This is a genomic window from Achromobacter animicus (genome assembly GCF_902859585.1).
Lineage (GTDB): Bacteria > Pseudomonadota > Gammaproteobacteria > Burkholderiales > Burkholderiaceae_B > Achromobacter > Achromobacter animicus.
In genome coordinates, this window is sequence record NZ_CADIJM010000002.1 from 899,250 (window position 1) to 919,270 (window position 20,021).

General features: G+C 69.6%; 19 protein-coding genes. 1 reads left to right on the top strand and 18 read right to left on the bottom strand.

The features are described from left to right. Positions 1-3: 3 nt before the first annotated feature. The 14 genes from HV681_RS08850 to HV681_RS08915 all read right to left on the bottom strand — a co-directional run bounded on the left by HV681_RS08850 (position 4) and on the right by HV681_RS08915 (position 12,273). Complete coding sequence (locus tag HV681_RS08850) at positions 4-327, bottom strand: hypothetical protein (RefSeq protein ID WP_175122709.1); 324 nt, start codon at positions 325-327, stop codon at positions 4-6. Between the two features lie 13 nt (positions 328-340). Then, the gene (locus HV681_RS08855; protein ID WP_175122710.1) at positions 341-856 is read right to left on the bottom strand and encodes a phage baseplate assembly protein V; all 516 of its coding nucleotides are present in this window, start codon (positions 854-856) and stop codon (positions 341-343) included. Beyond that, positions 853-1,980, bottom strand: coding sequence for a hypothetical protein (locus tag HV681_RS08860; RefSeq protein ID WP_175122711.1), 1,128 nt, complete (start codon positions 1,978-1,980; stop codon positions 853-855). Before HV681_RS08860 ends, HV681_RS08855 begins: the two co-directional genes overlap by 4 nt. Next, on the bottom strand, positions 1,973-2,317 hold the full coding sequence (locus tag HV681_RS08865; RefSeq protein ID WP_175122712.1) for a LysM domain-containing protein: 345 nt from the start codon (positions 2,315-2,317) through the stop codon (positions 1,973-1,975). Before HV681_RS08865 ends, HV681_RS08860 begins: the two co-directional genes overlap by 8 nt. Next, complete coding sequence (locus tag HV681_RS08870; RefSeq protein ID WP_175122713.1) at positions 2,314-2,967, bottom strand: hypothetical protein; 654 nt, start codon at positions 2,965-2,967, stop codon at positions 2,314-2,316. The genes HV681_RS08865 and HV681_RS08870 overlap by 4 nt, the downstream gene beginning before the upstream one ends. After that, a complete protein-coding gene (locus HV681_RS08875; RefSeq protein ID WP_175122714.1) occupies positions 2,964-3,233 on the bottom strand; it encodes a hypothetical protein in 270 nt (89 codons plus the stop codon). The genes HV681_RS08870 and HV681_RS08875 overlap by 4 nt, the downstream gene beginning before the upstream one ends. 8 nt (positions 3,234-3,241) lie before the next feature. Further along, the gene (locus HV681_RS08880) at positions 3,242-4,252 is read right to left on the bottom strand and encodes an eCIS core domain-containing protein (protein WP_254594929.1); all 1,011 of its coding nucleotides are present in this window, start codon (positions 4,250-4,252) and stop codon (positions 3,242-3,244) included. A gap of 146 nt (positions 4,253-4,398) precedes the next feature. Further along, positions 4,399-4,641 (bottom strand): hypothetical protein, encoded by a 243-nt coding sequence (locus tag HV681_RS08885; protein WP_175122716.1) that lies wholly within the window; start codon positions 4,639-4,641, stop codon positions 4,399-4,401. Continuing rightward, a complete protein-coding gene (locus HV681_RS08890; RefSeq protein WP_175122717.1) occupies positions 4,638-6,581 on the bottom strand; it encodes an ATP-binding protein in 1,944 nt (647 codons plus the stop codon). Before HV681_RS08890 ends, HV681_RS08885 begins: the two co-directional genes overlap by 4 nt. Next, the gene (locus tag HV681_RS08895) at positions 6,578-7,870 is read right to left on the bottom strand and encodes a Pvc16 family protein (RefSeq protein ID WP_175122718.1); all 1,293 of its coding nucleotides are present in this window, start codon (positions 7,868-7,870) and stop codon (positions 6,578-6,580) included. Before HV681_RS08895 ends, HV681_RS08890 begins: the two co-directional genes overlap by 4 nt. After that, positions 7,867-8,664 carry a hypothetical protein gene (locus HV681_RS08900; protein WP_175122719.1) on the bottom strand — a complete coding sequence of 266 codons (798 nt, stop codon included), beginning with the start codon at positions 8,662-8,664 and terminating at the stop codon, positions 7,867-7,869. The genes HV681_RS08895 and HV681_RS08900 overlap by 4 nt, the downstream gene beginning before the upstream one ends. After that, positions 8,661-9,386 carry a hypothetical protein gene (locus HV681_RS08905; RefSeq protein ID WP_175122720.1) on the bottom strand — a complete coding sequence of 242 codons (726 nt, stop codon included), beginning with the start codon at positions 9,384-9,386 and terminating at the stop codon, positions 8,661-8,663. The genes HV681_RS08900 and HV681_RS08905 overlap by 4 nt, the downstream gene beginning before the upstream one ends. A gap of 12 nt (positions 9,387-9,398) precedes the next feature. Next, positions 9,399-9,923 carry a phage tail protein gene (locus HV681_RS08910; protein ID WP_056566211.1) on the bottom strand — a complete coding sequence of 175 codons (525 nt, stop codon included), beginning with the start codon at positions 9,921-9,923 and terminating at the stop codon, positions 9,399-9,401. 67 nt (positions 9,924-9,990) lie between these two features. Then, a complete protein-coding gene (locus HV681_RS08915) occupies positions 9,991-12,273 on the bottom strand; it encodes a phage tail sheath subtilisin-like domain-containing protein (RefSeq protein ID WP_175122721.1) in 2,283 nt (760 codons plus the stop codon). 412 nt (positions 12,274-12,685) lie between these two features. Here HV681_RS08915 and HV681_RS08920 point away from each other — a divergent pair, with 412 nt between their 5' ends. Further along, entirely contained in the window at positions 12,686-15,307 is a 2,622-nt protein-coding gene (locus HV681_RS08920; RefSeq protein WP_254594930.1) for a carbohydrate-binding family V/XII, read from the top strand. 74 nt (positions 15,308-15,381) lie between these two features. On the opposite strand, the gene HV681_RS08925 is transcribed toward HV681_RS08920, so the two are convergent. From HV681_RS08925 to HV681_RS08940, 4 genes are all read right to left on the bottom strand, one after another. Beyond that, a complete protein-coding gene (locus HV681_RS08925; RefSeq protein ID WP_175122722.1) occupies positions 15,382-16,575 on the bottom strand; it encodes a hypothetical protein in 1,194 nt (397 codons plus the stop codon). Positions 16,576-16,630: 55 nt separating this feature from the next. Beyond that, a complete protein-coding gene (locus HV681_RS08930; RefSeq protein WP_254594931.1) occupies positions 16,631-17,347 on the bottom strand; it encodes a hypothetical protein in 717 nt (238 codons plus the stop codon). A gap of 50 nt (positions 17,348-17,397) precedes the next feature. Beyond that, on the bottom strand, positions 17,398-19,125 hold the full coding sequence (locus HV681_RS08935) for an alpha/beta hydrolase (RefSeq protein ID WP_254594932.1): 1,728 nt from the start codon (positions 19,123-19,125) through the stop codon (positions 17,398-17,400). Positions 19,126-19,227: 102 nt separating this feature from the next. Further along, the gene (locus HV681_RS08940) at positions 19,228-19,887 is read right to left on the bottom strand and encodes a glutathione S-transferase family protein (RefSeq protein ID WP_175122725.1); all 660 of its coding nucleotides are present in this window, start codon (positions 19,885-19,887) and stop codon (positions 19,228-19,230) included. Between the last annotated feature and the right edge of the window lie 134 nt (positions 19,888-20,021).

The window sequence follows — 20,021 nt, forward strand, 5'->3', positions numbered from 1 at the left end:
TCCTTACATGCCCACGACGCGGGCCTGCGCCTGCAGGGCCAGCATCGGCGTGCCGGTGGGCATGCAGATCGACGAGCCCGCCTGCAGCGCGGCCGGCATCCCGCCGATCAGCACGCGCGTCGCGCCGGCGAGCCACATGCCGGTGACACACGGGCCGTTGCCTGACAGCGGCGGCGGAAACGCGCAGCCCGCGATGGAATACGTCGACAGGATGGTCACGGCCGGCTGGCCCGACAGCAGCACGCGCGGATTGGGCGCCGTCGGAATGGCCTGGCCGCCGTGCGAACACTGCACGGTGGCGCCGAAATGCAGCAGGGGTCCGGGCATGCTCTTGGCCTCCTCAGGTCACCGTCAGGGCGCCCTGGTTGATGTTGACGGCCGGACCGGCAAGCATCACCGTCGCGCCCTGGCCGTTGGACAGCGTGATGCCCACATCGCTGATCGAGATCATCGCGCCCGTTTTGGTCTTGAGCAGGATGCCGCCGGTGGGGCCCGGCAGATCGGAAATCATCAAGGTGTTCTGCCCGCCGGTCTGCAGCACGATGCTGGGCGACACGGGCAGCCCGGCCAGCGCCAGCGCTGGGACTTCGGCGGCCGATCCCCAGAATCCGCCGACCCAGATCGGGTAGTCGGGCTTGCCCTGTTCAAACTCCACCCATACGCCCGCACTGACCTGCGGCACGACGAACACGCCGCTCTGCTGGCCGGCGAACGGCACGCACGGCATCGCCCAGCTTGAGACGCCCAGGCCCAGCACGTCGGGCACCTGCACCTGGATGCGGCCCATCTGCATGGGATCGACGTTGTTGATCACCACGCCGCGGAATTTGCCGTAGTGGCGTTGGGGTTCTGTCATGGCGGCACCAGGGGCAGGGTGGAGATCAGACCGTTGCGGGCCAGCGAGAATTGCTGCCGGAATTCGCCCGCCTTGAGCGAGCTGTCGACGCGCTTGACGTAGTACAGGCCATCGAACGCCAGCCCCGCGCCGCGCACGCCGACCAGTTGGCGCGACTTGAGCACATGGCCGTAGCGCAGCACGTTGAGCGATCCATCGGCGGTCACGGCGTCGGCAGTGGTGCCGGCGGCCATGGCCAGACCTTTGCCCAGCGCGGCGGCCGGCGACAGCTTGGCGGTGTCTTTCAGCAGCGTCAGCCCCTTGGCCAGCGGCGGCAGCAGGCCCAGCGGCGGGCTGGTCAGGCTGACGTCGGGAACGGGCAGCGGAATCGGAAACTTGGTCAGCGGATTCTGGATGAAGATGACCGGCAGCGCGGCGTCCGACTGGTTCACCGCGAACGACAGCGACTCGACATTGCTGTGCACGTCCATGCCCAGGTTGAGCGCGGGCTGCACCGGTCCCAGCCGGATTTCCGGTCCCCAGTACGCCACGTTGGCGCCGGGCAGCGGGCCGGGCTCGATGTAGAACACGTGGCCCACTTCCCGCGCCAACTGGCGTACATAGGCGAGGTCCGTGCCTTCGTGCAGCGGAATGCGTTCCACCGGAATCGGCACGTCGGTGAAGGGCGACGGCACGACCAGCGGCAGCATCCCGTACAGCGCGTAGCGGCCAATGATGGCGGCGACGCGGGCGGGCGGCGGCATGGCCGGGTAGGGCAGGCCGCTCATGTCCTGCTTGTCCATCGCCACCGTCAGGTCCTCGCCGGTGACGGTCAGGCGCGACTGGCCGGGCGCGTTGCCGTCCGTGATCTCCTGGCGCGTCACCAGCCCGTCCATCAGCACGGTGGGCAGCCCGTTCAGCGTGGCGATCAGGATGACGCGCAGCCACGGCACCTGGCCGCCCGCGATCACCAGCAGCGTATGCAGCGGCGAGCGGTTGCTGACGGAGAACGTGAGCTGGAATCCGCCCGGCCCGTCCGCGGACGACGACACCTCGACGCGCTCCAGGCCGTCCATGATGGGGCGGGGCGCAGGCACCGGCAGGCCAGGGCCGACCAGCAGCGTCAGGTGCACGCCGCTAAGCATCGCTGCCTCCGAAGGGCGCACCACCGAAGGGAGAACCCAACGCGGCGGGCAGCGTCACGCGCAGGCTGCGCCCGGGCACTTCCAGCGCGGCCGGACGCGGCGCGTCGTTGCCGTCCGCCAGGCGCCAGAACTGCAGCGGATCGCCCAGCGCCGCAGCGGCAATCCGGTCCAGCCGGTCGCCTGGGGCGACCGCGACCTCGCCCACTGCGGTCAGCGCCGCCGGATCTGGCAGAAAGCGCCGGCGGAGGTACACGAGCGGCCGGCCGTCCGGCCCGGCCAATTCGGCCGTTGGCACGTCGTGGTACCGGCTGTTGGCAGGAAAGCGCTGCACGCTCATGGCAGGGACTCCAATCCGACGGAACCCAGGTCGCCCAGACCGGCCAGCGCGGCCAGCCGTTCCTTGCGCTGCTGATACACCAGGTACAGATGGCCGCCCTTGTCGCCAAAGCCCAGATCGCCCACGTGCAGCACGCGCAGGCCCAGCGACACCTTGGCGCGGATGGGATTGAGGCGCGCGTCGAAGGCCTCTTCGGTAATCGAAAAATCCGTCACGCGCACCGGCACCACGCGCTCGCGGCTCCACACGAACAGGCTTAGCGGCGCGACTGTGGGCGCGATTTCCAGCGTGCCCAGGTTGGCGATCTGGTTGTTGCGGATGAGCGCGGCGCTGTCCGGGTAGACGATGGTCTCCAGCGCGGCCAGCTGCGCATGGATGCCCGTGTCGCGCGCCTGCGGATGATCGTCGGGAAATTCGAGCTGATCGGTGGCGTCCAGCTCGGCGTCCAGCCGGATCGTCTCGGACGGCGGACCTTTCAGACGCAGCGGTTCGCCTGCCGCGCCGCCGTCGTCCACGCTCTGCGGCTGCAGCGAGCGCGTCAGGGTCTCGGGGTTGTATTGCAGCGATATCACGCGCTGCACCGCCCCGCTGGCCGGATCGATCAGGATGATGCCGCCGCGCAGCAGGCGGGGCGAAAGCGGTCCGCTCATGGATAGGCCTGCGGTTCCGCGGCGTTGCGTACGGCGGTGATGCGCTGCGCGCCCACCAGCGCTTCCGGCCAGTGGCGCGCGGCGCTGAAGAGGTCGGGGCGGTAGTCGAACTCCAGCACGAAGCGCGACACCGGCACCCGCGCCGCGCAGTCCAGTTCGACGGCGCGCAACTTGCCCGGCGGCTCGTCGACCATCGTGACGTCGGCGTAGCGCGTCTGGCACAGTTCCAGCACCTCGCCCACGGTCTTGCCAATCCAGTCTTCCATGGCGGCTCCTAGATCAGGTTCATGTTCTTGGGCACGGCGCTGGCGTCGTCCGGCCGGCAGGCGCGATAAAAGCAGATGCCGCAGCCGTCGACCGAGGCCCGCACGGCGGTCTCGACCTTGGCCTGGAACGTGCCGGTGGCGGCGGCGAACGCGTCGTTCCAGCGGGTCTTGAAGTCGACATTGCGCTTGCGGCAGTCGTACACGGCCTCGTAGTCCTGGATGTTCAGCGCGTAGTTGCAGCTGCCGGCGCCGATGTACTTCACCCAGCCCTGGCTGCCCGCTATGAAGTTGGCCACGTCGGCGCCGGAGAACGCGACGCCCAGCTTGGATCCTTCCGAGCTGCTGTACGGGTGCGTGTGATAGGTGCCGAGCGTGTAGTCGCCCTTTTTCTCGGCGGGCAGGCTGATGCTGCCGCCGCCGCCCGATCCGGTGCGGATCACCCGCTTGCCGTCCTTGTCGGACACGATGCGCCCGCCATGTTCCTGCACGGTGTCGCCGCCGTGGCCGGACTTGGACCAGGCTTCGTTGACCGCGTCATACACGTCGTCCGGCATGGTGTGCGTGGTGGGGCACTTGCGCGCCTCGGCTTCGGCCACGCGCAGATCGCCCATGCCGGCGCGCTGCACGGTCTGCGCCAGGCCCGGCGCCGCAGCGGGCCGTGACAGGCTGTGCGCGGCGCGGTCGGCTTCCGCTTCCTGCGGCGAGTGCGACGGGCCCAGTTCCAGCGGCAGCCCGGGACGGTAGCGCCCCTGCTGCTGCACGACGTGCGCCAGCTCGTGCGCCAGCAGGTCGCGGCCCTGGCGTGTGCCCGGCGCGTAGCGGCCCGCGCCAAAGGCGACATGCGCGCCGACGGTCCAGGCCTGCGCATCCAGCGCGCGCGCCGATTCCGCGGCCCGCGCATCCGCGTGGATGCGCACGCGCCCGAAATCGTGGCCGTAGCGCCGCTCGAATTCCATCCGGTCGGCGGAGGCCAGGGGCTGACCCGCGCTGCGCAGCACGTCCTCGACCTGCTCGGGCACCGCTGATTTTGCACGACCCGAAGTCGACGAGGAGGCGCACGTCGACTTGCCGCCGCAACCGCAGGCGCATCGCCGCATCACCAGGCGCGAGCGCGGCGGTGCTGTGTCCGGCCGCGGCGCGAACAAGGACGTTCTCATGGCTCTGCTCAATGCTTCAGATGAAACGTGTCCGCGATCGCGCGGCCCGCCTGCGTGCCCGTCTGCGCCGGTTGCGCGCCGTCCGCCACGGTGCGTACCGCTTCTGCATGGGCATCGGCGGCCGCGCCGCCGTTCTGCGCCGCCCGCCGGACCAGCTCGTGGACCAGGGCGGCAACGAACGCATTGCGTTGGGCCGCGTCATGGCTCGGCAGGCTGAGCGCGCGGATATGCAGGTGAATTGCGGATTTCATGGCCATCCCCTCGTTTCGGCATCGGCCAGCGGCCGTTCCCGTTTGGCGGCTTCGGCGTGCGCGGCTTGCAGCACGTGAGCCATGGTGACTTCGGAGCCGGCGTCGGCGGCCAGAAAGGCCGCGTTCAGCGCGACGTTGCGGATGCTGCCGCCCGTCAGGTTCAGGCGCGCCAGTTGGCGCGGATCAAGATCGCGGGTAGGCGTGGCGGCCGGGAACACGCCGCGCCAGATCCGCGCGCGCTGCTCCAGGTCAGGAAACGGAAACTGCACGACAAAGCGCAGCCGCCGCAGAAAGGCGCTGTCCAGGTTGGACTTCAGGTTGGTGGTCAGCACCGCGAGGCCCCGGTACGACTCCATGCGTTGCAACAGGTAGCTGATTTCGATGTTGGCGTAGCGGTCGTGGCTGTCCTTAACCTCCGAGCGCTTGCCAAAGAGCGCGTCTGCCTCGTCGAACAGCAGGATCGCGCCGCCGTCTTCCGCGGCTTCGAAGAGGCGCCGCAGATTCTTTTCGGTCTCGCCGATGTACTTGCTGACGACGGCGGACAGGTCGATGCGGTACAGGTCCAGCCTGGTTTCGCGCGCCAGGACCTCCGCGGCCAGCGTCTTGCCCGTGCCGCTTTCGCCGGTGAACAGGGTGGCAAGACCCAGACCTCGCGACTGCGCGGCCGCGAACCCCCAGTCTTGATGGACCCGATAGCGCTGGCGCAGATGCGCGGCGATCTGGCGCAGCACGGCGCGTTGCGGCTCGGGCAGCACCAGGTCGTCCCAGCCTGCGGCCGGCGTCAGACGTTGCGCCAAGCCGTCCAGCTTGCGGCGGCTGGCCTGCGCGCAGCCCTGCCACAGCACGGCGGCCGGATCGGCGCCGGGTTCCTGCAAGGCGGGGGCGAGCGCGGCGGCGGTGCGCTGCAGGGTCCGCGAGTCCAGCCCGAACTGGCTGGCCGCCTGGTCCACGGCATCGCCGACTTGCGCGGCGGCTTGCGGCCCCAACGCCTGCCGCCACAGCGTTCTGCGGTCGGCCTCTTGCGGCCGGGAGACGGCGCACGGGCGCGAGGCCGCGCGCAACGTGACGGGTTCGCGCACGCCCACGAGGCACAGCCCGCCGGCCTGTTCCACCAGATGCCGCGCCGCCGGCGTCAGGCCCTCCGAGGCGTCGATGAACAGGGCGGCCCCCAGCAGCACGGCCTCGCGCTGCCAGAGCGTCAGCATGACGTTGCGCTCGGCGGCGTCCGCCGGCACGTCTTCTACCTGCAGCGCCAGGCACGCGAGGCCCGCAGCATGCGCGGCGCGCGCCGCCACGTCTTCCTGCGCACCGGGGTCATCGCCTTCCAGCACAAACACCGGCAGCGGCGTGCCTTGCGCGGCGGTGACCTGCGCGGCGATCTGTTTCGCCGCCGCTTCGTGCGCGGTCGCCGTGTGGGGCAGGGGCAGCGCCGGCCGCAGTAGCGGGCGCAGTCGCGCGTCCGGCTCGTTCAGGCCGGCCAGGTAATGCAGCACGCGTTCGTCGATGCGCAGGCGCGCGGTGCTCAGGTCGGCCGTGTCGTCCACGTCCAGCAGGCGCCAGCGGCGCAGCGGACGCTGCGGCGACAGGGCGCTCCAATGCGCGCCTTCCAGCTCGGCCAGCGCCAGCGCGAAGCTGGCATGACGCTGGCTGCCCGATCGGCCGTTCGCGTGGGCGCACAGATCGGCCAGCACCGCGTCCATCTCGATGCCGGCGCACAGCAGCAGCAGATCACGCTCGAACGCCGACAGGACGAAGGTGGCCGTCAACTGATCGATGGCCGAGTCGCCGTGGAGCGCGGCGCGCGCCTGCGCAAGCTGCTGCGCGCCGTGGCGCGGCGGCCGGCTGCCGGGCTTGCGCAGCCTTGTGCGCAGCCGCGTGAACTCGGCGGCCAGCAGTTGTTGGTTGGCTTCGATCCAGTCGGTGGGCGCGCGCGCGTTCATGGCAGCTCGATCTGGCGGTCAAGATAGCGGACGGGGACCGCCTCGCGGTCCACCAGCGGGCTTTCAATGCCGTCCACCCGCAGCCGCACCAGAAATCGCGTGCCGGCGGGCGGCGCGTCGCGCCATTCGAAGATGAGCGCGCTGGCGGGTGCGGTGGCGGGTTCAGCGGGCAGCTCGCGGTCGCCCAGCAGCAGGCTGGCCGCCTGGCTGGGCAAGAGCGGCGGCGCGATGCCCAACGTGATGCGCACCGTGCCCGCGTTGCGCGTGGCGGCGGCCGGCGGCAGCACGGGCTCGGGCGCCAGCACCAGCGCCAACTGATTGCTGTCGCGGCGCAGGCCGGTATCGCTGGCCTGCACCGTGGCATGCACGCGATAGACGCCGACCGGCAGGTCCGACGGCATCGTCAGCCGCAGCCATGCGTCCGTGCCGGCCTCGACGGGCACGTTGCGTTCGGCATCCAGCGTTGAATGGCGCAGCGTCACCGTGCGCGCCAGGCCATCCAGATGATGACCCTGCAACGTCACGGCGCCGCCGGGCACGGCAACCGGCTGCCTGCCCGCGGGTTGCACCGATAGCAGCGTGGGCAGCGGCGGCGTCAGGCCGGGGAACACCAGCACACCCCGGTCGCGCGGCGTGCCGGGAATGGCTTCCCCGCGTGTCAGCACGGGCAGGGCGCCGCGCGCGGGCCGCCTGGACTCGATCAGCACCACCGACACCTGAAACGCGGCGGTCGGGCGGTAGTGCGCCTGCAGGGCGGACCACAGGCGCGACATCTCTTCCGCGCCCAGCGCTGCCGGGGTGATCTTCAACAGTTCGATCTGACTGGCCAGGTCTGCGCTGCGCAGGCTCTGGTAAACCGTCGGCAGAATGGCGCCATCGACCACGTCCGGATCCAGCGCGCGGCGCACGGCCTCGCGCGGCAGCACGGCCGATTCGTGCAGCAATTGCAGCGCATAGCCCAGCAGCACTTCCGCCTGCAGCTCGGCGCGGCCATACGCGGTCAGCAGATAGTGCAGGTCCAGGGCCAGCGGCGGATTCGCGATGCGATCGCCTGCCGGATCGCGCGACGGCAGCGCGGCATTGCGCCACGCAGCGTTGGGCGTGACCTGATGCAGGAAGAGGTTCAGTTGCGGATCTTCCTGGTTGTCCAGCGACACCGCGTCGGGCGCCAGCGCGGATACCTTGACGCCCGCGCCCAGCGCGTCCGTGACCGCGTGGTCGATCATGCCCGAGTCGAGCAGGTCCTTGATGACGGCGGTGACCGCCGCGATCGCCAGCGCGTTGCTCATGGCAGCCCCGCGCGTCTGGCGGTCAGGTAGGCGCGCAGCGACAGCGCAGACGATCGCGGGGCGGCGGGCGCCGCGCGTTGGGGCGGGGGGGCGACTTCCAGGCGGTCAATGGTGATGTGGACGTCGGGCGGAGAGGGCGGCAGCGCGGGAAGGCGGGAGGCGGACGCCGCATCGGCGGCGTGGCTTCTTGCGTTGCGTGCGTTGGGGCCGGCAAGTTCACGTGTCTCGGCGGACAAGGCCGCGTCGCGTGGGGCAGCAGGGCGGGTACTGTCAGTGACGTCGTGCGCGCCTGACTTTTTCGCCGGTAAGGGCGATGTGATTGGCGATACGGCCGCGGGGCGGGTCTGCCGGTCGTCGGCCGCGTGTTTGTCTGCCTCGATGGACCGAAGCGCGCGCGATTGGCGAACCGGCGAGGGCGCATCTTGATCACCGCGCGCCGGGTTGCGTGGGGGCACGTCCGCGTCGGCGATCGGCGCTGTCACGCTGAAATGCGTGCGATGCCGGCGTGTGTCATGCGCCGCGTCAGGCCCATTCGCGCCCGCCGCATCAACGTTCCATTCTGTCTGGCCAATCCCCCCGGAATCCGCAGCGTGCAACGGCGTCTGCGCGAAGCTGACCACGCTGGATCGCGCGTCCGACGCCACCTGCGCAGCCCCCAGCCCCTGCGTCTCTCCCCGCCAGTCATCACGCGGCACGGTCCCGGCAAGCGCCACGGCCCGCGGCGACGGCGCGCTGCGCAGGCGCGGTGCGGAACCCACGCTGCGGCTCGCAAGCTGGCGCAGGAAGCCGCTCATGGCAGCGCCTCGCTGTCGGCCAGTTCCAGATACGCGGCGCGCCGGGCAGGTCCCAGCGCCAGCACCTGCGGTTCGGTCCAGCCGTAGGCGCGCGCCAGACGATGCACATCCCGCAGCAGTCCCCGCGCGCAAAGACTGATGTCGTCCCACACGCAGGCGTCGGCGTCCAGCGCCACGGTCCACGCGTGCGCGCAGTCCGCGCAGCGCAACGACAGCTCGATGTTGGCGGCGGGGTCCAGCGCTTCCATGCGCGCTTCGATGTCGTCCAGCGCCGCACCCTGCGGCAGGTCGGCGCCGGGCGGTGCGTCAACCCGGCACGCACGCAGCAGCAGCGCAAGCGCCGCGTCGCTGTCGGCGGCCACCGCGGCCTGCGCCTGGTCGCGGCTGCTGGGCAGACGCCATGCCGCTCCATGCGCGTCGAACATCGGCTCGGCCGATGCGCGTTCCGGCGGCGGGGACACCGATTCCAGCAGCGTGGCCACATCCAGGTCGAACGCCATCGCCGCGCCGCATGCCGGACAATCGGCGCAAGCGGCCAGCTGCGGCCCGAACGTGGCTTGCCGCAGGCGCAGCAGCGCCAGGTTCCGCCATCCGACCGGCCGTGACGCGACATCCACGTCGGGCATTGCCTCGGCAAGCGCAAGCAGGCCGCGGTCTATCGGATGACAGTCACGGCCCGCCTCCCACAGCGCAAGAATCTGCGATTCGATCAGGGCGTTCATCGCGGCGCTCCATCAGGCCGGCTCGACGAAACTCGGTTCGGATGGCTCGGCGACTTCGTAGTCGCGTTCCCATCCTTCGTTTTCCAGCTTGATGGTCTGAATGGCGACCGCGTTGGCGTTCGCATCCAGATCGGGAATCGCCTGGTATTCCGACACCCAGCAGCGGAACACCTTGTAGGCCAGGACGAGCTGCCCGGCTTCGTTGTAGACCTCGATAATGAGGTCCTTGCGGAAGTTCTTCAGCGACACCTCGCTGCCCAGGCCCGATCCAAAGTTCCACACCTTGTTGGCCCACTGCTCAAATTCGCGGTCGTGCGTGACGCCGCGTTCCAGCGTCACCGCCTCGAATTTGCTGCGGCCTGGCGATTTGCGTCCGCTGGACGGGTCGCCGCCTTCGCGGTGCTCGACCACTTCGGTGCTGCGCTTGAGCGCCGACACCTTGCTGACGCCGGCCACGTAGCGGCCATCCCACTTCACCCGGAATTTGAAGTTCTTGTACGGGTCGAAGCGCTGCGGATTGACGGTGAACTGCGCCATGGCAATCTCCTGGTAACCGTGGTCGGCAAACGCGCCGGGCCGCGTGCGGCCCCGGCGCGTGCCGGGCTCAGGCCTGTATCTGGCCGGCCAGTTGCTGGATGCTGATGACGACGAACTCGGCGGGCTTGAGCGGCGCAAACCCCACCAGGATGTTGACCACGCCGCGATTGATGTCGTCCTGCGTGGTGGTTTCCCGGTCGCACTTGACCAGATAGGCCTCGCGCGGCGAACTGCCCTGGAACGCGCCCTGACGGAACAGCGTGTTCATGAACGCGCCGATGTTCAGGCGGATCTGCGCCCACAGCGGCTCGTCGTTGGGCTCGAACACCACCCACTGCGTGCCGCGATACAGCGATTCTTCCAGGTAGAGGGCCAGGCGCCGCACGGGTACGTACTTGTATTCCGAGGTGAGTTGGTCTGCCCCGCGCAGCGTGCGCGCGCCCCAGCACACCGCGCCATACACCGGGAACGTGCGCAGGCAGTTGACCCCCAGCGGATTCAGGCTGCCGTTCTCGCCGTCCGTCAGCGTCGCGGCCAGCGAGATGACGCCGGTCAGGTTGGCGTCGGTGCCCGCGGGCGCCTTCCATACGCCCCGGTTGCCGTCGGTGCGCGCATACACGCCGGCGACGGTGCCACACGGCGGCGCCAGACGCGGCTTGCCGTTCTTGAGCGGGTCGGACACGTACGTCCACGGGTAGTAGACGGCGGCGTGATCCGACTTGGGCAGCGCCGTGCCGTTGGCCACCGCCACCATCGCCGCCGGATCGGTGGCGGTGGGCGGGGCATCCACGATCATGAAGGCGCGCCGCTCTTCGCAGTACGACGCGGCATCGGCCAGCACGCCGCTGTGCGTGATGGCCGGCAGGCAGAGCAGATTGAAGATGTCGGCGTCTTCCAGGGCGTACAGCCCTTGCCGCAGCGCGCGGCTGCCGATGAACGCGGCATAGACGTCGTCCGGCCCGTACGGCGTTTCGGTGCCGCCTTCCAGCAATGCATCAACCGGCGGCGGCGAGGCGACGGCGCCGGTCAGCAGATGCAGCGAGGCGGCCAGGTCGTTGGCCGGCGCGGCCGCGACCGCGATGGTCGAGCCCAAGCCGCGCGAGCCGCTTGCCAGCACCAGCGTGCTGCCCTGCACCCGCGCCGTGAAGTCGCGGAAGGCCGGCGTGCCCGGCCGCAGCGCGCGCACGGCGGCCTGCAGGCGCGCCGCCACGTCTTCCAGTTTGGCGGCCAGCGAACCGCCCGCGGCGGTGGCGTCACCCAGGCTCACGAGTTCGGGCCCCAGGCCATCCAGCGTGATGCGCAGGCTGGTGTGCGTGGCGTCGGGCAGCGCGTCCAGGTCGGTTGCGCCGAAGGCGTCGCTGGTCAGCGTTGCCGCGTCGGGCGTGGGCGCGGGGCGGATGATGGCCGCGCCGTCGGTTTCGACGCCACCGGCCAGCGACCCCAGCATCAGCACGCCCGCGGCGTTGTTGCGCGCGCCCGGCAGCACGCGGACGCTGGCGTTCTCGCCGCCCGCGCCGGACGTCATCACCAGCGTGTTGCCGTTGCGCGCGGCGGTGAAGTTCGCCAGCGCCGGCCGGCCCTGCGCCTGCGCCCGCACCTTGGCCTGGATCGCCGAAGCCAGCGCGGTTAGACGCTGCGTCGCGGTGCCGCCGGCTATGTCGCCAGGCAACGCGATGCTGACGCTCACGGGTTCCAGCCCGTTCACGGCCACGCGGAAATCGGTGTGCGTCGCGTCCAGCAGCGTCTGCACGTCGCCCAGCGTGCCGCTGACGCTGGTGCCCGCCGGCAGCGCATCCAGCGCGCCCTGCGACAGCATCCGCTCCAGGCGAACGAGCTGCGATACGCCCTGCACCAGATCCAGCAGATAGCGCGGATCCTTGGCGTTCAATGAGACGTTGGCGTAGCTTTCCGCCCGCCCGTCGCTGCCGCGGATGAACTGGATGTTGAAGGTGCTGGAGGGCACCGCGGTGGCGTGGTCGACGCGGACCTGGATGCTGTTGCCGGATACGCCGGGGTCCAGCGCGCGCACCGTCAGCACGTCCACCGCGGTTGCGCTGCGCAAGGTGCGCTGCGCGGGCGACGCTTCCTTGACCACGCGCACGACCCAGGCGTCCGTGCCGCCGTTCACGAAGAACTGGCGCACGGCATAGCCCAGTTCGGAATCGTCGGCCAGTCCGCCGAAGGCGCGTTCATAGTCGGAGAAACTGAATATCCGGACCGCCTTGTTGACGGGACCGCGCGGGGCCGCGCCCAGAAAGGCGGCGACCGAGGTCGCGACCCCGGCAATCGTGCGAACGCCGCTGGGAATTTCCTGGATATAAACCCCGGGATGGGACAGGGTAAGGGCCATGAGCTGCTCCTTCACACGGCTGTCAGGATCAATGTCCTGGCCGCAGGAGAGGCTTAGAGAGCCGCCAGCGCGCCAGGGGAGACGGGCAGGAGAAGGCTGGCGATTCGCGCGAGGCTTGCGCGGGATGGCGGGCGTTGCGCCGCTCTAGTTGGATTGCAGCGGAAAGGCAATCGGGCAAAAGCAGCAAGCCCTGGTAGGAACGAGTTATAGAAGTTCTGATTGATGCGATCAATAGCTTTTTAACGGCGTTAACCATCTGTTTCTTATTCAGGGGGCGGTCAGCTCCGGTCTTGCCGCAATTGAACCCCGGGGCGCGCTGGCGTATAACCCGAAGCGGCGTCGCCCGCGATCATCCGGGCGGCGGAACGCCCCAGCCGGTTTGGCAGGCGGCCAGAACCTCAAGGAGCGTGAGATGAATTGCGTGTCCCGAATGCTGCATTTGCATGACTGGTTTTCCCGCTTGCCTGCCACCTCCGGCGATGCCGCCCGACGCCTGCGCATGACGCGCGTTGTCCTGGGCGTGGCGGCCGGAACGTCGCTGGCGTTTGGTGCCGCGGCGCAGCCGCAGAATGCCGGCCAGCCTCCGTCAGCCCCCACGACCCAGACTGCTGCCGCGCAACCGGGCGCCGGCCAACAAGACTCGTCCGCCGCGCGCGCGCTGCAATGGCCGCGTAGCTTCACCGCACCCGACGGCAAGCGGGTCGAGCTGTACCAACCGCAGATCGACACCTGGACCGCCGACCGCCTCACCGGCCGCATGGCGGTGGCGGTGGGACCGGCCAAGGGCAGCCCGACCTACGGCGTCGCCGAGTTTTCCGCCCGCGCCGACGTGAACAAGCCGGCCGGGCTGGTGCGCCTGTCAGACATCCGCGTCGAACGCGTGCAGGTGCCCACCGCGCCGCAGGAGGCCGCGCGCCTGCGCAGCGAACTCGAAGCCCGCATCCCCGCCAACGGCGTGGTCACGCCATTGGATGCGCTGCAACTGAGCTATGCGCTGTCGCAGAACAACCCGCCCGCCAAGACCGTGCCGGTGAACAACACGCCGCCGCGCATCATCTACCGCACGGTGCCGGCGATCCTGGGGCTGGTTGATGGCGCACCCGCGTGGACCCAACTGCCCGACACGCAGGGATGGCGCCGCGTCATCAACACCCGCGCGCTGATCCTGGGCGACAACGCCGGCCGGTTGTACCTGCAGGCCGCGGGCCACTGGTACGAAGCCGGCGACATCAACGGGCCGTGGCGCACCGTGGCGCAACCGTCGCCCGCGCTGCTTGCGGCGGCAGACGCCGCGCGACGCGGTCCGGCGGCGGACCCGTTGATGCCGCACGACGGCAAGGCGCCGCACCGCGCGCCCGATGTCGAAGTGTCGACCGTGCCCGCTGAACTGCTGATCACGATTGGCCAGGCCGAGCTGCGGCCGGTGCCGGGGACTTCGCTGCTGTCGGTCACCAACGCCGACCACGCCGTGTTCATGAACCCGGGCGACAACCGCTACTACCTGCTGGTGTCCGGCCGCTGGTTCCGAGGCGCGCGGCTGGAAGGGCCATGGTCGTATGTGCCGGGCAAGGACCTGCCGCGCGATTTCGCGCGCATTCCGCCGCGGGATCCGCAAGGCGGGGTGCTGGTGTCGGTGCCCGGCACGCCGCAGGCGCGGGAAGCCGTCATTGCGTCGACCATTCCGCAGACCGCCACCGTGTCGCGCAGCGCCGCCAAGCTGCAGGTCGAATACGCCGGCGGCGCGCCGGTGCTGCGGCCCATCGACGGCACGACCCTGCACTACGCGACGAACTCGCCGGTGCCGGTCATCCAGGCGGAAGGCCGCTATTACGCGCTGTCGAACGCGGTGTGGTTCGTGTCGGACTCGCCAACCGGACCGTGGCGCGTGGCCGACCATGTGCCGCCGGCCATCTACGCCATTCCCGCCAGCTCGCCGCTGCATTACGTGACCTATGTGCAGGTCTACGGCGCCACGCCGCAAAGCGTGGTGTTCGGCTATTCACCCGGCTACATGGGCGTGGTGGTGGCGCCAGACGGCACCGTCGTCTACGGCACGGGCTATTCCTATCCGCCCACGATCGTACAGAACACCTGGGTCGGCTATCCGCCCAGCTATGGCTACAACGCCGCCTTCGATTCGGCCGCGGGCTTTGCCTTCGGGTTTGCCGCCGCCGAGGCCTGGGGCGGCGCCGCGCCGTACTGGGGACCGTACTATGGCGCGCCCTATTGGGGCGGCGTGGACGTCAACAAGGTCGACGTCTACGGCGCCTGGGGCGGTTCCGGCACGGTCACGCACGCGGCCGGCTGGAACGGCTGGACGGGCACCGAGTGGCAGGGCGCCCACGCCGAAGGCTACAACCCGCAAACCGGCGCCGCGTTTGAAGGCACGCGCGGCGCGGCTTACAACGAGTACACGGGCAACGCCGCCGCCGGACGCCGGGGCGCCTACACCGATCCGGTCACGGGCGCATCGGGCGCGGGCCGCGCGGGCGCGGTCGAGAACGACGACGGCCAGTGGGCCGCGGGCCGGCAGAACGTGCGCACCAATGCCGACACCGGCCGCACCACGTACTCCGCCGCCAGCGCGACCGGCACGGCGGGCCAAGGCGCCGACAGCGTCGACCGGCGCGGCGCCACCTACAACCGCAACACCGGCAGCGGCGCGGCGTGGAACAACGGCAACGTGTATGCGGACCACAACGGCAACGTCTACGAGCACAACGACAACGGCTGGCAGCAGCACACGTCGTCGGGGTGGCAGCCCGTTCAGCCGAACACGCAGTCCAATTACCTGAACGCACAGCGCCAGGCGCGCGATTATTCGACGCAACCGGGCGGCATGGATGGCGGAGGCTGGCAGAACCGCATGAACGAGTCCGCGGGCGGCTGGCAAGGCCGCAGCGACGGCGGCTGGCAGGGTCGCGCGGAGGGCGGCTGGCAAGGGCGCGGGGAGGGCGGCTGGCAGGGCCGCGGGATGGAGGGGCGCAGCTTTGGCGGGTTTGGCGGGTTCCGGGGCGGCGGCTTCCGGCGTTGAGCCGGTAGGGGCAACGCGCTCACCTGGCGCGCAACGCGTGCCGGCTCGGCGGCCGGCACGCATGTTGTCTGTGGTCAGTCCTGCACCAGGTACGCCTGTCCGCCCGGCTTCAGATACGCCGCCAGATCGCTGAACGGCACCTGCGCCAGCGTGCCAAGACACACGCCCGACGCGTGCCCCACGCCCGACACCGACAGGCTCAGCGCACCCGGGGCGGTCGCGCCCAGCGCAAGATACGTGGGCCAAAGATCCCAGCAGCCTTCCTTGGAGCGGTCTTCCGTCAGGCCCGCCTCGTCGCGCGCCGCCAGGGTTTTCTGTACCTGGCCGGCAAGTTCCTTCAGCGCGGGGCGCGGTTCGCGGTTGTTCGGCTCGTAGGCGTCGAACACGCGGTTCCAATCCAGGGTTTCGCCGCGCAGCAGGTCCAGCGTGTAGGGATCGAAGTGATTGTTGGGATGCGCGCCGCCACAGTCCAGGCTGCCGGACTCGGTCACGGTCATCATCGCGCTGGACAGCCACGGCACCTTCACGACCTCTTCCTCGTAGTTGCCCAGCGTTCCCGCGGACGGGCCGTCGCTGGTGTAGGCCGTGGCCTTGCAGGCCAGTGCTGCGTGGCTCATGCGCCAGTGGCGCTGTTCGAGCAGATGGTTGACGCGTGCCATGACCGCTTTGTCCGGATGCCGCGACAGGCGCGGATAGCTGAATTGCGTGCGCGGATCGCGCCACATGCGATAGGCCACGGTGGCGCTGCCGATGTCGTCGCCCACGGGCTCGGCATGACCCGCTAGTTTGAGCGTGTCGTAAGGCACGCGGGCCGCGTCGATCTCTACGCCGAACTCGATGCCGCCATCGGGCGTCAGCGCGCTGGCGTCGTACTGCGCGGCACGCTTGAGCGTGAAGCTGCGTTGCTCGCCCGTACGCGTGTCGATCCAGACCCCCCGATAGCCCTGCGCGTCGAGCGTGCCTTGCCAGGTGGCGGCAGGCTTTGCGCCCGGCTGTTTGGCGGCCTGGTACGTCAGCGGCTCGGCCAGCGATTTGACGGTGCCTTTGAGCGGAATGTCGACGCCGTTCTTGGGATAGAAGTAGCGTCCGGTCAGCTCGCCGTCGGCGGCCGCGCTGTCCAGCTCCATCACGATGTCGCCCACGCCTTGCAGCGTGCCCGTGTAGACGGTGCGCTCGGCGGCGCTGGCCTCGCCGGGCGCCTGCAGCAGCAGGGCCAGCGCCAAGGCGCCAATCGGAATCGAAAGCGGGCGTGCAATGGGAAAGGGCATCTGCGTGGTGGACCCTGAGACGTGGGCCGGTCAATATACTCGACGCATCAGGGCTTCAATCTGCTGACCGCCACTGTCCAACGCTGGGGTCCACGCCAACGCGCCGGCCATCTGCCCAGACCTGTTCCTCATCCAGCCGCGACGCCGCTGCGGTGTCGATGTCGAAGACAATGCCAAGCGCCAGTGCGACCGCCGGATCTTCGATCGGCAGCTCCCAGGTCAGAAAGAGTTGCGACAGATCTTGGTCATCGGCAAAGTCCGCATCGTCGTACCCGCTTTGATGCCGGCGAATCACGGCGTGCGGCTGGCAGGTGTCGAAGACGATGGCCACGCCGCGTGTGAGCGCAATGCGGTGGCCGGTGCCGGGAAAATGCACGTCCAGGCCCTTGTCGTCGGACAGGAACAGATTGCAGAACGCCGCGCTGCCGTATTGACCGCCGTCGTGGTGATAGCGCGCGCCGCGGCAGGCCATCAGCGCCATGTCGCTGGCGCCCAGCACATCGCCCAGCCCTTGCGCGCGCGTCCAGTCGCGCATGGCTTGCACGCACTCGCCGAATGCCGGCCAGCGCGCGCGGGTGCGGGACAGCGGCATCTGCTCGACGTCGCCGGGTTCGAGCAGCAGCCGCGTGCGGATCTCGCGATCCCAATCGGCCAGCAGACGCGCCGGCGGCGCGGGCACGTCAAGGTGGCCAGCAAGCAGCCGGCTGCTGACGCTGCGGCTGCGCAACACGTCATCGTGCGCGTAAAAGAACGACGTCAATCGGTCCTGCATTGGGTGATTCATGACTGCAATGGGTGATTCATGAGCTGCGCCTGCCGCGCCTAACCTCCGCGTCCTTCATAGGCGCCTTCGTCGCCGTCCTCGTCTTCCATCGCGGCCTGCGCGCGTTCCAGCAGATAGCGCTTCAGGCCTTCAAGGCCATCCGGCGTCCAGTCCGTTACGCCGGTCACCGCGACCCACGCATCCACATAGTGCTGCGGCGCGTAGACGTGTCCATACCCCATGGGCGTTGCCGTGCCCACCGCCATGTCCAGCGCCAGCTGCAACATCGTCACCACGGGATACCAGCGCAGCTCGGGCGACACGTCCGGTCCCATCGGTGCGTTCATCCACGCGGGCGGACGGTACAGATCGCGGTAGTCGAAGAACGTGACCGGGTCGCTGGCGTATTGCAGGTAGACGACACGCATCGGCCCCCACGGCGCGTCGGACGGCACGGGCGAGCCATGCTGGTTCATGAAGCGCACGAAGGCGCCATCGCGCAGCTCGGGCAGCCAGGCGGGCGAGCCGGGATTGCGGGCGTCCGTGATCTTGCGCCAGACCCGGCTCTCAAAGGGCGGGCCGCTCCAGAGCGCGCCCTGGATCGGATCGCCGATCATCTCGAACAGTTCGGCCGAGCCGGCGGAGTTCATGGCGCCCAGGCTCAGGCCATGCAGATACAGCCGGGGCCGCCGGTCCTTGGGCAGCGTGGTCCAGTGGCCATACACCGCCTGGAACAGGGCGCGCGCCGCCTCGGCGCCGTATTCAGGCTGCGCCAGCAGCGATAGTGGGCTGGACAGGTACGAATACTGCATTGCCACGCTGGCCACGTCGCCATTGAGCAGGTATTCCAGCGAGTCGGCGGCGGCGGGGTCGACCCACCCCGTGCCGGTTGGCGTGATGACGACCAGCACCGAGCGGTCGAAGGCGCCGACGCGTTTCATCTCGTCCAGCGCAAGCTGCGCGCGGGCCTGCGGCGTGGCCGCGCCGCGCAGGCCGACATAGACGCGGATGGGTTCCAGCGCCTCGCGTCCCGACTGCGTGGTGATCTCGCTGGCTGTCGGGCCCGACGCGATGTATTCGCGGCCCGCACGGCCCAGTTCATTCCAGCGGATCAGCGACGCCGGACCGCCGGTCTTGTTATCGGCGGTCGGCTGCGGGCGTTCGGGTTCCAGCAGCGCGTCGAATTCTTTGAACGACGCATCCAGCACATGCAGCGCGCCGCGGAAGAACACGTCGGTCGCCAGCAGCCAGAAGATCAAAAGGGCGATGGCCGCGCCCGTGACGTTGGCCACACGCCGCGGTACGACACGCCGCACCTGCCGGGTCAGATAGCGCGCGATCAACTTGAACAGCCGCGCCAGCGCCAGCAGCACGGCAAACGTCGCGAGGGCGATCAGGCTGACCTTGATGGGATGTGCGCTGGTCACGGGTTCCATCTGCATCAGCGCGCGGATGGTGTTCTGCCATTCGGCTGCGCGGCCCAGGAATACGATCGCCACGGACACGCACAGCAGGCCGATGACGGCATTGATGATGCGCGCGGTCCGGCCGCGGGGCTCGGGCAGTTCCATGTAGGCCCACAGCCAATGCCAGAGCACGCCCAGGCCATATCCCGCGGCAAGGCAAGTGCCGGCCAGCACGCCCTGCGTGACGTGGGTGCGGGGGATGAGGGTGGGCGTCAGCGCCGCGGCAAAGAACAGCGTGCCGAGCATGAGGCCGACGCCGGATAGGGACTCCAGGTGCGAGCGCAGGAAGGTAGGCAGGTGGCGGGGCAAGGTCTGCTGCACGGTGGGCGTCCTCATCCGGGAGGGAATGGCGGGGATTCTCGCACGTTGCCGCGCGATGGTCGCGGGTGACGATGTTTGCGGGTGCCGATACGGACGGTGCTGTCAGTCGCGGTCGGGCGCGCCCAGCGGAAAGAGCGTCCGGTAGGGCCGGGCCTCGTCGACCGCCCGCGCGAACGACGGCCGCGCCAGCAGCCGCGCGCGATAGGCCCGCAGATGCGGATAAGCGTCGGCGATCGGGTGGGTCCAGTCGGCGTAGAACAAGGCGGGCGCGGCGGCGCAGTCGGCCAGCGTGAAGTCCCCGCCCGCCGCCCATGTGCGCGTCGCAAGCTGCGCGTCGATCCAGGCGTAGGCCCGTTCCAGCTTCTCCGCGGCCAGCGCCCGCGCTTCGTCACGCCTGGCGGGATCGCCGGTCAGCGCGCCGTTCACCGCGTGCTGCATCCAGTACATGACGTGCAGGTCGAAATAGCGGTCCAGAAAGCGCACGTCCAGCGCGGCCATCGGGTCGGCGGGAATCAGCCGGACCGGGCCGGGGTGGGTCAGTTGCAGGTATTCGATGATGATGCTGGACTCGGCGACGTTGCGTTCGCCGTCGACCAGCAGCGGAAACTTGCGCAGCGGCCAGCGCTCGATCCAATCGGCGGCATGCTGGGGCGTGTCGGGCCCGATGCTGCGGAACTCGAACGGCGTGGCGTTTTCGTACAGCGCGATCAGTGTCTTCTGCGTGTACGACGAAAAGGGATGACCGTAAAGTGCAGGCAGCATTCTCGGAGTCTCCTCGGACGTGGCTCACAGGTTAATGGGTCTCGGGCTGTTTCACCAGACGGACGCCGCCGCGACGCCGCCGTGCGCGCCGGGCGCGAAAAGGAATACAGTGCATGACGGATCCCGGCGCAACG

Bases quoted from the DNA above. Each gene is read 5' to 3' on its own strand.
- HV681_RS08910 (WP_056566211.1), bottom strand. From the start codon at position 9,923: ATGGCGCAGTTCACCGTCAATCCGCAGCGCTTCGACCCGTACAAGAAC.
- HV681_RS08925 (WP_175122722.1), bottom strand. From the start codon at position 16,575: ATGCCCTTTCCCATTGCACGCCCGCTTTCGATTCCGATTGGCGCCTTG.
- HV681_RS08870 (WP_175122713.1), bottom strand. From the start codon at position 2,967: ATGAGCGGACCGCTTTCGCCCCGCCTGCTGCGCGGCGGCATCATCCTG.
- HV681_RS08895 (WP_175122718.1), bottom strand. From the start codon at position 7,870: ATGAGCAACGCGCTGGCGATCGCGGCGGTCACCGCCGTCATCAAGGAC.
- HV681_RS08900 (WP_175122719.1), bottom strand. From the start codon at position 8,664: ATGAGCGGCTTCCTGCGCCAGCTTGCGAGCCGCAGCGTGGGTTCCGCA.
- HV681_RS08890 (WP_175122717.1), bottom strand. From the start codon at position 6,581: ATGAACGCGCGCGCGCCCACCGACTGGATCGAAGCCAACCAACAACTG.
- HV681_RS08865 (WP_175122712.1), bottom strand. From the start codon at position 2,317: ATGAGCGTGCAGCGCTTTCCTGCCAACAGCCGGTACCACGACGTGCCA.
- HV681_RS08930 (WP_254594931.1), bottom strand. From the start codon at position 17,347: ATGCAGGACCGATTGACGTCGTTCTTTTACGCGCACGATGACGTGTTG.
- HV681_RS08860 (WP_175122711.1), bottom strand. From the start codon at position 1,980: ATGCTTAGCGGCGTGCACCTGACGCTGCTGGTCGGCCCTGGCCTGCCG.
- HV681_RS08915 (WP_175122721.1), bottom strand. From the start codon at position 12,273: ATGGCCCTTACCCTGTCCCATCCCGGGGTTTATATCCAGGAAATTCCC.
- HV681_RS08905 (WP_175122720.1), bottom strand. From the start codon at position 9,386: ATGAACGCCCTGATCGAATCGCAGATTCTTGCGCTGTGGGAGGCGGGC.
- HV681_RS08875 (WP_175122714.1), bottom strand. From the start codon at position 3,233: ATGGAAGACTGGATTGGCAAGACCGTGGGCGAGGTGCTGGAACTGTGC.
- HV681_RS08920 (WP_254594930.1), top strand. From the start codon at position 12,686: ATGAATTGCGTGTCCCGAATGCTGCATTTGCATGACTGGTTTTCCCGC.
- HV681_RS08850 (WP_175122709.1), bottom strand. From the start codon at position 327: ATGCCCGGACCCCTGCTGCATTTCGGCGCCACCGTGCAGTGTTCGCAC.
- HV681_RS08855 (WP_175122710.1), bottom strand. From the start codon at position 856: ATGACAGAACCCCAACGCCACTACGGCAAATTCCGCGGCGTGGTGATC.
- HV681_RS08940 (WP_175122725.1), bottom strand. From the start codon at position 19,887: ATGCTGCCTGCACTTTACGGTCATCCCTTTTCGTCGTACACGCAGAAG.
- HV681_RS08885 (WP_175122716.1), bottom strand. From the start codon at position 4,641: ATGAAATCCGCAATTCACCTGCATATCCGCGCGCTCAGCCTGCCGAGC.